The 13,775-nt window shown below is 71.5% G+C and carries 12 protein-coding genes; 1 reads left to right on the top strand and 11 read right to left on the bottom strand.

Going from position 1 to position 13,775, the window contains the following annotated elements; all coding sequences use genetic code 11:
- Positions 1-2: 2 nt before the first annotated feature.
- Positions 3-632, bottom strand: coding sequence for a signal peptidase II (gene lspA / locus OHA86_RS28615; protein ID WP_329179796.1), 630 nt, complete (start codon positions 630-632; stop codon positions 3-5).
- 77 nt (positions 633-709) lie between these two features.
- Complete coding sequence (locus OHA86_RS28610; protein WP_329179794.1) at positions 710-1,165, bottom strand: TraR/DksA family transcriptional regulator; 456 nt, start codon at positions 1,163-1,165, stop codon at positions 710-712.
- A gap of 595 nt (positions 1,166-1,760) precedes the next feature.
- Between OHA86_RS28610 and ileS the strand changes: the two genes are divergently transcribed.
- A complete protein-coding gene (ileS, locus tag OHA86_RS28605) occupies positions 1,761-4,898 on the top strand; it encodes an isoleucine--tRNA ligase (protein WP_329179793.1) in 3,138 nt (1,045 codons plus the stop codon).
- Positions 4,899-5,102: 204 nt separating this feature from the next.
- Here ileS and OHA86_RS28600 read toward each other — a convergent pair whose 3' ends face one another.
- The 9 genes from OHA86_RS28600 to ftsW form a co-directional block, all read right to left on the bottom strand.
- Positions 5,103-6,332: a DivIVA domain-containing protein gene (locus OHA86_RS28600; protein WP_329179791.1), complete on the bottom strand. Its 1,230-nt coding sequence runs from the start codon at positions 6,330-6,332 to the stop codon at positions 5,103-5,105.
- Positions 6,333-6,378: 46 nt separating this feature from the next.
- Positions 6,379-6,666: a YggT family protein gene (locus tag OHA86_RS28595; protein WP_073497265.1), complete on the bottom strand. Its 288-nt coding sequence runs from the start codon at positions 6,664-6,666 to the stop codon at positions 6,379-6,381.
- Between the two features lie 59 nt (positions 6,667-6,725).
- On the bottom strand, positions 6,726-7,343 hold the full coding sequence (locus tag OHA86_RS28590; protein WP_329182588.1) for a cell division protein SepF: 618 nt from the start codon (positions 7,341-7,343) through the stop codon (positions 6,726-6,728).
- A gap of 93 nt (positions 7,344-7,436) precedes the next feature.
- On the bottom strand, positions 7,437-8,174 hold the full coding sequence (locus OHA86_RS28585; protein WP_329179788.1) for a YggS family pyridoxal phosphate-dependent enzyme: 738 nt from the start codon (positions 8,172-8,174) through the stop codon (positions 7,437-7,439).
- 23 nt (positions 8,175-8,197) lie between these two features.
- On the bottom strand, positions 8,198-8,935 hold the full coding sequence (gene pgeF / locus OHA86_RS28580; protein WP_329179787.1) for a peptidoglycan editing factor PgeF: 738 nt from the start codon (positions 8,933-8,935) through the stop codon (positions 8,198-8,200).
- Positions 8,936-8,945: 10 nt separating this feature from the next.
- The gene (gene ftsZ / locus OHA86_RS28575; protein ID WP_329179785.1) at positions 8,946-10,178 is read right to left on the bottom strand and encodes a cell division protein FtsZ; all 1,233 of its coding nucleotides are present in this window, start codon (positions 10,176-10,178) and stop codon (positions 8,946-8,948) included.
- A 262-nt stretch (positions 10,179-10,440) separates the two neighbouring features.
- Positions 10,441-11,214: a cell division protein FtsQ/DivIB gene (locus OHA86_RS28570; protein WP_443072027.1), complete on the bottom strand. Its 774-nt coding sequence runs from the start codon at positions 11,212-11,214 to the stop codon at positions 10,441-10,443.
- A 98-nt stretch (positions 11,215-11,312) separates the two neighbouring features.
- A complete protein-coding gene (gene murG / locus OHA86_RS28565) occupies positions 11,313-12,407 on the bottom strand; it encodes an undecaprenyldiphospho-muramoylpentapeptide beta-N-acetylglucosaminyltransferase (RefSeq protein ID WP_329179781.1) in 1,095 nt (364 codons plus the stop codon).
- Between the two features lie 6 nt (positions 12,408-12,413).
- Complete coding sequence (gene ftsW, locus OHA86_RS28560) at positions 12,414-13,724, bottom strand: putative lipid II flippase FtsW (protein ID WP_329179779.1); 1,311 nt, start codon at positions 13,722-13,724, stop codon at positions 12,414-12,416.
- Between the last annotated feature and the right edge of the window lie 51 nt (positions 13,725-13,775).

Below are 13,775 nucleotides of genomic sequence, written 5' to 3'. Positions count from 1 at the left end.
GCTCAGTCGCGGTGGCGGGTGCCGTCCGGGTCGATGCCGCGGAAGGACAGCAGCACGATCAGCACGCCGCCGCAGGTGATGGCGGAGTCGGCGAGGTTGAAGACCGCGAAGTGGGCCGGGGCGATGAAGTCCACCACGCGGCCCTGGAAGCCGCCGGGGGCGCGGAAGACCCGGTCGGTGAGGTTGCCGAAGGCGCCGCCGAGCAGCAGGCCCAGCGCGATGGCCCACGGCACGCTGTAGAGCCGCCGGGACAGCCGGGCGATCACCACGATCACGCCGGCCGCGATCACCGTGAAGACGATCGTCATGCCCTGGCCGAGGCCGAAGGCCGCGCCGGCGTTCCTGATCGCGTCCAGCCGCAGGTAGTGGCCGAAGACGCTGATCGGGGCGTGGTTCTCCAGGCTGGTGACCACCCAGATCTTCGACAGCAGGTCGAGCAGGTACGCGACGGCCGCGACGCCGATCAGCACCAGGACGCGGCGCCTGCGGCCGGCGGCCGTCCGCTCGGGGGCGCCGGACGGCTCGGACTCGGACGCCACGGACGGCTCGGCAGCGCCGGTCGGCTCGGACTCCCCGGTCGTACCCGGGATGTCGTCGTCCGGCGTGATGATGATGCGCTCCGCTTCCGTCACGTGGTCCCTCAGCCCTCAGCCCGTATGTGCTCCGTCGCCCGCCTGGTGACGAGGGTACGGCACACCCCGGGAGCGGGTCATCGGCGCTCCTGGCGCTGTTTGTCGTCCAGGCACAGCGTCGCCCGGGGGAAGGCCTGCATCCTGGCCTTGCCGATCGGGTTGCCGCACACCTCGCACAGGCCGTACGTGCCCTCGCCGAGCCGTTGCAGCGCGTGCTCGGCCTGGAGCAGCATGTCGCGGGTGTTCGCCGCGAGCGCCAGTTCCGACTCGCGGCTGATGTTCTTCGCGCCGGTGTCGACCTCGTCGCCGCCGCTGTCGGAGGAGTCGCGCAGCATGCCCGCGACGGCCGCCTCGGAGGACGCGATCTCGGCCTTGAGCCGTTCGACCTCCGAGACCAGTTCGGCTCTCGCCTCCTCGACCTCGGCCGCGGTCCACGGGTCCTCGCCCGGCAGCACCGCGAGCGCCTCGGCCTCGGCGGCCTCGCGCGCCGCCGGCACGCCGCTGGCGGCCGAACCGGCCGCAGTCTTCTCCACACCCACAGTGCCAGCTCCCGTCTTGGACCCATACCGACCGGCGCGCTTGCCCGCGGCACGCTCCCGACCACCACTCCTGCCCGCGGCGATCCGCTCCGGACCCGCGGCGACAACGGGGCACCGCCTGACGGCAGGGCAGAAAGGTCTGCATCCGTTGTGCCCAGCTCACCGCCAGGTATTCCGGTACCTTGCCGCAACGATGGGTGCCGGGCGCCTGCCTGGCGCGCGGAGCAGGCCATTCGGGTCAGCCGGGCCGCCCGGCCCCCTCCCCGGCGGGCAGCGCGAACCGCGGCGACGCGGCGCCCCGCACCCCCGTACACTGGGCGGCAGCGAACCGCGTGGATGGGACGAGTAGCGCCGCACGCAGCCATGAGCGACCCGGGGACGGTGGAAGCCCGGGGGTGTGCGCGGGGTGAAGATCAGCCCGGAGCCGCCGGAAGAAAGCCCTCGGGCGAGTAGAACCGGCATCGCTGACCCCTAATGAGGGGGCGGTGGGAAGTCCTCCACCGCCAAGAAGGGTGGTACCGCGGGAGCGCGTCGGCGCCCTCGTCCCTTCGACGGAGTCTGTCCCAGTGTCCGCCGGAGGAAGTCCCCGATGAGTCAGCCGCAGTATCGCCAGGTGCCCGCGCAGGTGGACCTGCCCGCCCTCGAACACGAGGTGCTGGCGCTGTGGGGCGAGCGCAGGACGTTCGCCCGCTCGGTCGAGCAGACCCGCGGCATGCCCGACTGGGTGTTCTACGAGGGTCCGCCCACCGCCAACGGCATGCCCGGCGCCCACCACATCGAGGCCAGGGTCTTCAAGGACGTCTTCCCGCGCTTCAAGACGATGCAGGGCCACCATGTGACCCGCAAGGCGGGCTGGGACTGCCACGGCCTGCCGGTCGAGCTGGCCGTGGAGAAGGAGCTGGGCTTCACCGGCAAGCAGGACATCGAGGACTACGGCATCGCGGAGTTCAACGCGAAGTGCCGCGCCTCGGTGACCCGGCACACCGACGCCTTCACCGAGCTGACCACCCGGATGGGCTACTGGGTGGACCTGGACCACGCGTACCGCACCATGGACCCGGAGTACGTGGAGTCGGTGTGGTGGTCGCTCAAGCAGATCTTCGGCAAGGGCCTGCTGGTGCAGGACTACCGGGTCGCCCCCTGGTGTCCGCGCGACCAGACCGGCCTGTCGGACCACGAGCTGGCGCAGGGCTACGAGACAGTCGTGGACCCGTCGGTCTACGTGCGCTTCCCGCTGACCGGCGGCCCGCTGGCCGGCCGCGCCTCGCTGCTGGTGTGGACGACGACACCGTGGACCCTGGTGTCCAACACCGCGGTCGCCGCGCACCCGGACGTCACCTATGTCGTCGCCACCGACGGCGCCGAGCAGCTGGTGGTCGCCGAGCCGCTGCTCGGCAAGGCGCTGGGCGAGGGGTGGACCGCGACCGGGGAGGCCTTCACCGGCCGCGAGATGGAGCGCTGGACGTACGACCGGCCGTTCGACCTGGTGGACATCCCGGACGCGCACTTCGTGCTGAACGCCGACTACGTGACCACCGAGGACGGCACCGGCCTGGTGCACCAGTCCCCCGCCTTCGGTGAGGACGACCTCAAGGCGTGCCGCGCGTACGGGCTGCCGGTGGTCAACCCGGTGCGCAGGGACGGCACCTTCGAGCCGGACGTGCCACTGGTCGGCGGGGTGTTCTTCAAGAAGGCCGACGAGGCGCTGGTCGCCGAACTGCGCTCCAGCGGGCGGCTGTTCCGCCATGTGCCGTACGAGCACAGCTATCCGCACTGCTGGCGCTGCCACACCGCGCTGCTGTACTACGCGCAGCCGTCCTGGTACATCAGGACCACCGCGGTCAAGGACGCGATGCTGCGGGAGAACGAGCGGACCAACTGGTATCCGGAGTCGGTCAAGCACGGCCGCTTCGGCGACTGGCTGGACAACAACGTGGACTGGGCGCTGTCCCGCAGCCGCTACTGGGGCACCCCGCTGCCGATCTGGCGCTGCGAGCAGGACCACCTCACCTGTGTCGGCTCGCTGGCCGAGCTGACCGAGCTGACCGGCACCGACCAGTCGGGGCTCGACCCGCACCGGCCCTACATCGACGCGGTGACCTTCCCGTGCGGCACCTGCGGCGGCACCGCCACCCGGGTGCCCGAGGTCATCGACGCCTGGTACGACTCGGGGTCGATGCCGTTCGCCCAGTGGGGCTACCCGTACCACAACAAGGACGTCTTCGAACGGACGTACCCGGCGCAGTTCATCTCCGAGGCGATCGACCAGACCCGCGGCTGGTTCTACACGCTGATGGCGGTCGGCACGCTGGTCTTCGACCGGTCCGCGTACGAGAACGTGGTGTGCCTGGGCCACATCCTGGCCGAGGACGGCCGCAAGATGTCCAAGCACCTGGGCAACATCCTGGAGCCGATCCCGCTCATGGACCAGCACGGCGCCGACGCGGTGCGCTGGTTCATGGCGGCCGGCGGTTCCCCGTGGGCGGCCCGCAGGGTCGGGCACGGCACGATCCAGGAGGTGGTGCGCAAGACGCTGCTCACCTACTGGAACACCGTAGCCTTCCAGGCGCTCTACGCCCGCACCTCCGGCTGGGCGCCGTCCGCCGCCGACCCCGCGGTCGAGGACCGGCCACTGCTGGACCGCTGGCTGGTCGGCGAGCTGAACGTGCTGGTGCGCGACGTCACCGACGCGCTGGAGTCGTACGACACCCAGCGGGCGGGCAAGCTCCTGTCGGCCTTCGTGGACGACCTGTCCAACTGGTACGTACGCCGGTCGCGGCGGCGCTTCTGGCAGGGCGACGCGGCGGCGCTGCGCACACTGCACGACGTGGTCGAGACGGTGACCCGGCTGATGGCGCCGCTGGTGCCGTTCATCACCGAACGGGTGTGGCAGGACCTGGTGGTGCCGGTGGTCCCGGACGCGCCGGACTCCGTGCACCTGGCGTCCTGGCCGCCGGTCGAGGAGGGCAGGATCGATCCGGCGCTCTCGGCGCGGATGCTGCTGGTGCGGCGGCTGGTCGAGCTGGGCCGGGCGACCCGGGCGGAGTCCGGGGTGAAAACCAGGCAGCCGCTGTCGCGCGCGCTGGTCGCCGCCGCGGGCTTCGAGGACCTGTCGCAGGAACTGCGCGCGCAGATCGCCGAGGAGCTGAACGTCTCGTCGCTGGCCGGGCTGTCCGAGGTCGGCGGTTCGCTGGTGGACGCCAGCGCGAAGGCGAACTTCCGGGTGCTGGGCAAGCGGTTCGGCAAGGGCGTCCAGGCGGTCGCGGCGGCGGTGGCCGCGGCCGACGCGGCGGCCCTGTCCGCGGACCTGCGGGAGCGCGGCACCACCACGGTGGTCGTGGACGGCGACGACGTCGTCCTCACCCCTGACGAGGTCATCGTCACCGAAACCCCCCGCGAGGGCTGGTCGGTGGCCTCCGACTCCGGCGCCACGGTCGCCCTCGACCTGGAGATCACCCCGGAGCTGCGGCTCGCCGGCCTGGCCAGGGATGTGATCCGGCTGGTCCAGGAGGCCCGCAAGAACAGCGGCTTCGACGTGGCCGACAGGATCGCGGTCCGCTATGCCACGGACCGCGCGGACCTGGCCGAGGCGCTGGGCGCGCACTCCGCGCTCATCGCCGAGGAGGTGCTGGCGCCGGACTTCGCCGAGGGCGGGCCGGACGACGGCTTCGGCGCCGCCTTCACCGATGAGCCGCTGGGCCTGACCTTCCACCTGCGCAAGGCCTGACCTCTCCGCCGTCAGGGGGGCGCCCTTCCCGGGCGCCCCCCTGACGCGCGGTCCCACGTCCGGGCTCACGCGCAGGCGCGTCCGGGACGCGTGAACGGGCCGTAGAAGAGCCGGGGACGCACAAGGGCCGGGGCACAAAAGGGCCGGGCCTCCGCGGGGGAGGAATCCCCGGGAGGCCCGGCCCTGAGAAGCGCGCCGCAGCGGCTAGTTGTCGTCCTCGTCGATGAGGAAACCCCTCATCGGCGTCGGCGCCTGCTGGAGCGGCGAGGGGCCGCCCTGCGGACGGACCGGCGCCATCGGCTGGGTCATCGCCGGCGACATCTGCTGCTGGCCGCCGTACGTCGGGCCGGGGGTGTGGCCGCCCATGCCCTGGCCGCCACCGGCACCGTAGGAGGGCGCCGAGGCGTTGTGCCCCATCGCACCGGCTCCGGCGGGAGCCATTCCGCTCATGCCGTTGCTCATGGAGCCGTTCCCCATCGAGCCGTTGCCCATGGATCCGTTGCCCATGCTCCCGCCCATGGCGGACGCGGAAGGCAGGGACGGGGCGGCCGGAGTGGTGCGCGGCGGGGCGAGCGAGTCGTCCGCCTGGTTCTCCAGCTGGCGCAGCTGGGACTCCAGGTAGGACTTGAGCCGCGTGCGGTACTCCCGCTCGAAGCCGCGCAGGTCCTCGACCTTGCGCTCCAGCGTGGCGCGGGCGGACTCCAGCGAGCCCATCGCGACACGGTGCTTCTCCTGGGCGTCCCGCTCCAGCGCGTCGGCCTTGGCGCGGGCGTCCCGCTCCAGGCCCTCGGCGCGGCTGCGTGCCTCACCGACGATCTTGTTGGCCTCGGACCGGGCCTCGGCGATGGCCTGGTCGGCGGTCTGCTGTGCGAGCGAGAGCACACGGGCGGCACTGTCGCCGCCGGGGCCCTGCTGCTGCATCGGATGCCCCTGCTGCTGCATCGGGTGCTGACCCATCGGGCCAGGTCCCTGCTGCTGCATCGGGTGCTGGCCCATCGGACCGGGACCCTGCTGCTGCATCGGGTGCTGACCCATCGGGCCAGGTCCCTGCTGCTGCATCGGGTGCTGGCCCATCGGACCGGGACCCTGCTGCTGCGAGCTGGGGCCGGGCGGCAGTTGCGGCATGCCGCCCTGCTGCTGCGGCGGGCCCATCTGCTGCTGGGGCATCTGCTGCTGCACAGGCTGCGGACCGGATATGGCAGCGGGGACCGGTCGGTCCTGCGGCTCCGGCTTGCGCATGCCCTGCTGATTCTGGGCGGCGGCACGAGTGGCTGCGGCCAGTTTGGCCCGCAGGTCCTCGTTCTCGCGGAGCAGTCGGGTCAGCTCCGACTCCACCTCGTCGAGGAAGGCGTCGACCTCATCCTCGTCATAGCCCTCTCGGAGGCGGACGGTCGTGAACTGCTTGTTCCGAACGTCCTCGGGGGTCAACGGCATCTCTTCACCTCAACGTGATCGTCGACATATCGGGAGCTTGCACCGTTCACATGAAGCTCCCAACAACGTAGATCAGGATGTAAACGATGATCATCAATACGAAGAAGGACAGGTCGAGCGCCACGCCCCCGAGGCGCAGCGGCGGGATGAACCGCCGCAGAAGCTTGAGCGGCGGATCGGTGACAGTGTAGGTGCCCTCCAGGACCACCACCATCGGCTTCCCAGGGTGCCATGAACGGGCGAACTGGAAGACGTAATCCATCACCAATCGGAAAATCAGCACAAAGAGGAAGCAGTACAACGCGATGTACAGCACCTGGAGTGCGACACTCATCGCGCTTCCCTCTCCCCTGCTCGTCGGCCTGTTGGCCGGTCCCTACGGTTGCGTTTCACTCAGCTCTGGTTGAAGAACCCGCCCTCGGCGATCCGGGCCTTGTCCTCCGCCGTGACATCGACGTTAGCAGGCGACAGCAGAAAGACCTTCTGCGTCACCCGCTCGATGCTCCCGTGGAGGCCGAAGACCAGACCGGCCGCGAAGTCGACAAGTCGCTTCGCGTCCGTGTCGTCCATCTCCGTCAAGTTCATGATCACCGGGGTGCCTTCGCGGAAGTGTTCCCCGATGGTACGGGCTTCGTTGTAGGTCCGGGGGTGAAGTGTCGTGATCCGGTACGGCTCGCGTTCCGACACGACCTTGGGCATGATCACCGGTGCGTTCTTCTCCAGGCTGTGACGTTCGGGTGTGATGGACGCCACGGGGGCGATCCGCGGTTCGCGGGGTGCCGGGGCGTGCACGAGCCGGGGCGGCTCGACCTGCTGCGGCTGGTGCTGGCTCGGTGGCACGTGCTGGCTGTGCGGGCGGCGGGGAGCGCGTTCCTGCTCGGCGGCGGCACGCGCGGGGGGCGCGGCCATCTCCGGCTCGAACTCGTCATCCGGGTCGAAGCCCGGGCCGTCGTATCCGTCGTCCTCCACGAGGCCGAGGTAGACCGCCATCTTGCGCATCGCGCCGGCCATGCTCTGCGTCCTCTCAGCGGGGTTGCGGTCCTCGGCCGCCTCGGGGACGGCCGCCACACCATATTTATGCTGTGGTCCGACTTGTTGGTGACGTTACCGGAGCCCGGGACGGACTCCGAGTACCGCCGTTCCGACGCGTACATGTGTCGCTCCGGCGGTCACCGCTTCGTCGAGATCCTGGCTCATCCCTGCCGAGACCATGGTGGCAGCCGGATGCGTCTCGCGCAGGCCGGATGAGATTTCCATCAACCGGTCGAAGGCGGCGCGGGGTTGACCCGCGTACGCCCCGGCCAGCGGCGCCACCGTCATCAGCCCGTCGAGCCGGAGCCCGGGAGCGGACGCGAGTGCGTCGGCGAGCGCGGGCACCGCGCCGGGTGCCACCCCGCCGCGCTCCCCCCGGTCCCCCGCCTCCGCGTCCAGGGCGACCTGGACGAGGCAACCGACCTGTCGCCCGGCGGCGATTGCCGCCGACGACAGCGCCGTGACCAGTCTGAGCCGGTCGACGGAGTGCACATGATCAGCGTAACGGACCACGGACCGGGCCTTGTTGGTCTGCAACTGGCCCACGAAGTGCCAGCTGAGCGGGAGATCGGCGGTCTCGGCGGCCTTGTCCGCGGCGTCCTGGTCGCGGTTCTCCGCGACCTCGCGGACCCCGAGCCCGGCCAACAGCCGTACGTCGCTCGCCGGGTAGGTCTTGGTGACCACGATGAGGGTCACCTCCTTGCGGTCCCGCCCCGCGACCGAGCAGGCGTCGGCGATCCGCTGCTCGACCCGGGCGAGATTCGCCGCGAGCTCGCCTCCGCGGCCCCCGCCGGCCTCGTCACCTGCCACTCCGTCCAACCCTTTCGCGTCGCTCACTCGGCACCGTCCAGCCATACGTAGCCGGCCAGCCGCCCGGTGGCCCCGTCACGGCGGTAGGAGAAGTGGTCGGCGGACTCCAGCGTGCACGCCGCCGGGCCCTGGACCGCGCGCACCCCGGCGCGCAGCAGTTGCGCCCGCACCCCGGCAGCCACGTCGACCGCCGGCGTACCCCAACTCGTCTCGGCGTACGCGGCCGGTTCGACCGCGGCGACCTCGTCCCGCATCGCGGCGGGCACTTCATAGCATTTACCGCAAATCGACGGGCCGAGCACGGCCGTTGTGCGACCCGGATCGGCGCCCTGTGTGATCATCGTCTCAATTACGGCCGTGGCGATCCCGGCGGTCATACCCGGCCGTCCGGCGTGCGCGGCGGCGGCCACCCCGGCCGCCGGGTCGGCGAGCAGCACCGGGACGCAGTCCGCGGTGAGCACCCCGAGGGTCAGATCGCGGCGGGTGGTGACCATGGCGTCGGCGTCCGGCACGGGGGCGGCGCCCCACGGCTCGCGCACGAGGACCACGTCGCGGCCGTGCACCTGGTTCATCCACACCGCCCGGCCCGGGTCGCGGCCCAGCGCGCGGGCGGCCCGGTCGCGGTTGGCCAGGACGGCGGCCGGGTCGTCGCCGACCGCGCCGCCGAGGTTGAGGCTGTCGTACGGAACGGCGCTCACCCCGCCCCACCGGTCGGTGAAGGCGAAGTGCGCGCCGTTCGCTGTCGTGCGGTGCCCTATCACGTCCGGGCGGTCACTTCAGGAAGTCGGGGACGTCGAGCTCTTCGGCCGCGCTGTCCTGGTAGGGCCGGGCCGGCGGCACCACGGGGGTGACCGGGTTGGCCGGGGTCTCGGCGACCGGCTCCGGGTCCCGCTCGCCGGGCGTGGCGGACGGGATGCTGCCCAGGCCGCCGAAGGAGGGCGCGGGGCGCTGGAGGTCGCCGGGGGCGCCGGTCCTGGCGCTGCCGGTCGCCGCCGCGTCGTCGCGGCCCGTGTACGGGGAGTTCAGCGCCTTGTCGCGGCTGCCCTTGGGGGGCGGCTGGCCGCCGTCGAAGCCGGCCGCGATGACGGTGACCCGGACCTCGTCGCCGAGCGCGTCGTCGATGACCGCGCCGAAGATGATGTTGGCCTCGGGGTGGGCGGCCTCGCTGACCAGCTGGGCCGCCTCGTTGATCTCGAACAGGCCGAGGTCGGAGCCGCCGGAGATGGACAGCAGCACTCCGCGGGCGCCGTCGATGGACGCTTCGAGCAGCGGTGAGGAGATCGCCATCTCGGCGGCGGCGACCGCCCGGTCGTCGCCCCGGGCGGAGCCGATGCCCATCAGGGCGGAACCGGCTTCCGACATCACGGACTTCACATCCGCGAAGTCCAGGTTGATCAGACCCGGGGTGGTGATCAGATCGGTGATGCCCTGGACACCGGAGAGCAGCACCTGGTCGGCGGAGCGGAAGGCGTCGAGCACGCTGACCTGGCGGTCCGAGATGGACAGCAGCCGGTCGTTGGGGATGACGATCAGGGTGTCGACGTTCTCGCGCAGCCCCGCGATGCCGTCCTCGGCCTGGTTGGCGCGGCGGCGGCCCTCGAAGGTGAAGGGGCGGGTGACCACCCCGATGGTCAGGGCGCCGAGCGAGCGGGCGATGTTGGCGACCACGGGGGCGCCGCCGGTGCCGGTGCCGCCGCCCTCGCCCGCGGTGACGAAGACCATGTCGGCGCCCTTGAGCACCTCTTCGATCTCCTCGCGGTGGTCCTCGGCGGCCTTGCGGCCGACGTCGGGGTTCGCGCCGGCGCCGAGTCCCCGGGTCAGCTCCCGGCCGACGTCGAGCTTGACGTCGGCGTCGCTCATCAGCAGGGCCTGCGCATCGGTGTTGATCGCGATGAACTCGACGCCCTTGAGACCGACCTCGATCATCCGGTTGATGGCGTTGACGCCACCGCCGCCGATGCCGACGACCTTGATGACTGCGAGGTAGTTCTGCGGTGCTGCCACGTCGAAGGCCTCTCGCCTCGATTTACGAATCGTGTGGGACGGTCGGTACGCTCGCCGGGGCCGTTCCGAACCCTGACCCTGAGGTTTAGGGTTACCAGTATGCCTGTCCCATGTGTTCCTTTGGGACGAGACACTAAGTCGACAAGCGGTGATGGTTCAACGAACACGCCGAACCTCCCGTTTTTCTTTTGACCCTATGTGATCACGCGGCCGCTCGGTGACCCAGGGGTCGAACACTACCGAACCGGACGTCAAGCACACGTCAACTTCCGGAAGCCGCTGGGGCGGTGGGGGAACTGACGTCGTAGTGGGTGGCGTCCGGCTCGGCCTTCATCAGCGCGGTCAGCACCGCCGCCTTGCCGGCGGCGTCCTCCTGGCTGCCCCACATCACGTCCCGTCCACCGGTGAGTTCGACGGTGATCGCGTCGTAGGAACGCACCCGGATCGCGGTGGCCCGGCCGCTGAGCGATTCCGGCAGCCGGCCCGCGACGGTAATCGCGGCCTGCAGAAGTCTCTTTGTTCCGAAATGCCGAAAGCTCGCCGTCTGATCGGGCGTCAATTGCACCAGCGGCACTCCGCGCGGCTGCTGATCGACCGTGGCGAACCTGACACCGTCCTTGTCGACTTCGATGAACTTCGCGCCGCTTTTGAGGATCGCGGACGGGGTGCGCTCGGTCACCTCGACCCGGATCGTGTGCGGCCAGGACCGCTCCACCCGCGCGTCCTTCAGCCGGGGCAGCGCCTTGAGCAGCCGCTTCCTGACCGCGCCGGTGTCGACCGAGACCAGCGCGCCGCCGAGCGGTACGGCGGCGGCCCGCTGGACCTGCTGCGGGGTCAGCACCGCGGCGCCCGACACCGCGACCCGGTCGGCCCGGAACCACGAGGAGCCGTAGACCGCCCAGGTGCCGCCGCCGAGCAGCACGGTGAGCACGAGCAGCGCGATCAGGACCGTACGCCTGGCGGGCACGGTCAGCCGCGGCCGACCGCCGCCGCCGCTGTCGGCGACGGCGGGCGGGCGGACCGCGGCGGGCGGCATCCGCGTACGGCCGCCGCCGTGCTCCGCGGGTCTGGCTCCGGTACCGGCTCCCGGTCCTGTCACGTCGGCCTCCCGTGTGTTGACGCCCCGGCGGGTGTCTATCGTGCCCGCCGGGCGGCCACCGCCTCGTACACCATGCCGACGAGCAGGTCGTCCGCGTCGCGGCGGCCGAACTCGGCGGCGGCGCGGGACATGTCGTAGAGGCGGTGCGGGTCGGTGAGCACCGGCAGCACATTGCCGAGCACCCAGTCCGAGGTCAGCTCCGCGTCGTCCACCAGCAGGCCGCCGCCGGCCTTGACCAGCGGCTGCGCGTTGAGCCGCTGTTCGCCGTTGCCGATCGGCAGCGGGACGTAGGCGGCGGGCAGGCCGACCGCGGACAGCTCGGCCACCGTCATGGCGCCGGCCCGGCAGAGCATCATGTCGGCGGCGGCGTAGGCGAGATCCATCCGGTCGACGTAGGGCACCGGGCGGTACGGCGGCATGCCGGGCATGTTGTCGGCCCTGGGCACCTCGTTCTTCGGGCCCACCGCGTGCAGGATCTGCACCCCGGACTGCTGGAGCCTGGGGGCGACCGCGGCGATCACCTCGTTGAGCCGGCGGGCGCCCTGCGAACCGCCGGAGACCAGCAGGGTGGGCAGGTTCTGATCGAGGCCGAAGGCGTGCCTGGCCTCGGGGCGGGCCGCGGCGCGGTCCAGGGTGGCGATGGAGCGGCGCAGCGGGATACCGATGTAGCGGGCGTCGCGCAGCTTGCTGTCCGGGGTGGAGACCGCGACCGCGTGGGCGTACCGCGAGCCGATCTTGTTGGCCAGGCCCGGGCGGGCGTTCGCCTCGTGCACCACGATCGGCACCCCGAGCCGCTTCGCGGCCAGGTAGCCGGGCAGCGCCACGTAGCCGCCGAAGCCGACCACGCAGTCGGCCTTGGTGCGCTCCAGGATCTGCTCGGCGGCCTTGATGGTGCCGCGCAGCCGCCCCGGGACGGTGATGAGTTCAGGGGTGGGCCTGCGCGGCAGCGGAACGGCGGGGATCAGCGCCAGCTCGTAGCCGCGTTCCGGCACCAGCCTGGTCTCCAGGCCCTTCTCGGTGCCCAGAGCGGTGATGCCCACGGTCGGGTCCTGCCTGCGCAGGGCATCGGCGAGCGCGAGCGCAGGCTCGATGTGGCCGGCGGTCCCCCCGCCGGCGAGTACGACATGCACCGAAATTCACCGCTCTCCGGACGGCCGTCGGGAGACGTACCGTCGCATCGTCCGTGTCATTGCCCGGCTCGGGGAATTACGCCCGTTCCGCCCCCGCACGGCCAGCGCGGCTCGCGCCGCCGGCTCGCTCCTGGCGAAGGAGATCAGCAGCCCGATCGCGAACATCGTCGGCAGGAGGGCCGACCCTCCGTAGGAGAACAGCGGGAGCGGGACTCCGGCGATCGGCAGCAGGCCGAGCACCGCACCGATGTTGATCACGGCCTGGGCCGTGATCCAGGTGGTCACGCCACCCGCTGCGAACCTGACGAAGGGGTCTTCCGTACGACCGGCCACGCGGATACCCGCGTAGCCTAGTGCCGCGAAGAGGGCGAGTACCGACAGTGTGCCCGCCAGACCCAGTTCCTCCCCGGTCACGGCGAAGATGAAGTCGGTGTGCGGCTCGGGGAGTTCGCCCCATTTCTCCACGCTCGCCCCGAGTCCCGAGCCGAACCAGCCGCCGGAGGCGAGGGCGTAGATCCCGTGCACCGCCTGCCAGCAGCCGTTGCCGGGGTCGGAGGCGGCGATGCAGTGCAGCCGGTCCATCCGGTTGGGGCTGGTGACGATGGCGAGGCCGGCCAGCGCGCCGGCGCCGCCCAGCACGCCGGCGAACAGCCGGGTCGGGGCGCCGGCCAGCCACAGCATGCCGAAGAGGATCGCGGTCAGGATCATGGTGGTGCCCATGTCACCGCCGAGCATGATGAGTCCGAGCAGCAGCACGGTGACCGGGATGAGCGGCACCAGCAGGTGCTTCCACTGCACCAGCAGGCCCTTGTCGCCCTTGCGGGCCAGCAGGTCGGCGCCCCACAGCACCAGCGCGAGCTTGCCGAACTCGCTGGGCTGCAACTGGAAGGGGCCGCCGATGGAGATCCAGTTGGTGTTGCCGCCGACCGACTCCCCTATACCCGGCACCTGCACCAGGCACATCAGGAACACCGAGCCCAGCAGCAGCGGATACGCCAGTGCCCGGTGCGCCCTGACCGGCATCCGGGCCGCGGCATAGAGCAGCACCGAGCCGATCGCGACCGCGAGCAGCTGCTTGCGGAAGTAGTACGTGGACGGCAGCCCGTAGCGCAGCGCCTGGATCATCGACGCCGAGTAGACCATCACCAGGCCCAGCACGGTGATCAGCAGGCTGCCGCCGAGGATCACGTAGTAGGCGGTCAGCGGCCGGTCCCAGGCGGCCCGCAGCCGGCCGGGCAGCCTGGCGGCCCCGCGCAGGGCGCTGGGCGCCCGCGCGGGACGCGCGGCGCCGCGGGGGGTGGAGCCGTGTGCCGTCATGCGTCCCCTCCGTCGGTGCGGTGCGCCGCGGCCTGCCGGGGCGGGGCCGCG

Origin of the sequence: Streptomyces sp. NBC_01477 (genome assembly GCF_036227245.1) — a bacterium.
In the GTDB taxonomy this organism is placed as follows: Bacteria; Actinomycetota; Actinomycetes; order Streptomycetales; family Streptomycetaceae; genus Actinacidiphila.
The sequence above is the reverse complement of the archived record's forward strand: the minus strand, read 5'-3'. Positions and strand labels throughout refer to the sequence as shown.

Bases quoted from the DNA above. Each gene is read 5' to 3' on its own strand.
- ileS (WP_329179793.1), top strand. From the start codon at position 1,761: ATGAGTCAGCCGCAGTATCGCCAGGTGCCCGCGCAGGTGGACCTGCCC.
- OHA86_RS28595 (WP_073497265.1), bottom strand. From the start codon at position 6,666: ATGAGTGTCGCACTCCAGGTGCTGTACATCGCGTTGTACTGCTTCCTC.
- OHA86_RS28590 (WP_329182588.1), bottom strand. From the start codon at position 7,343: ATGGCCGGCGCGATGCGCAAGATGGCGGTCTACCTCGGCCTCGTGGAG.
- OHA86_RS28570 (WP_443072027.1), bottom strand. From the start codon at position 11,214: ATGCCGCCCGCCGCGGTCCGCCCGCCCGCCGTCGCCGACAGCGGCGGC.
- ftsW (WP_329179779.1), bottom strand. From the start codon at position 13,724: ATGACGGCACACGGCTCCACCCCCCGCGGCGCCGCGCGTCCCGCGCGG.
- OHA86_RS28600 (WP_329179791.1), bottom strand. From the start codon at position 6,332: ATGCCGTTGACCCCCGAGGACGTTCGGAACAAGCAGTTCACGACCGTC.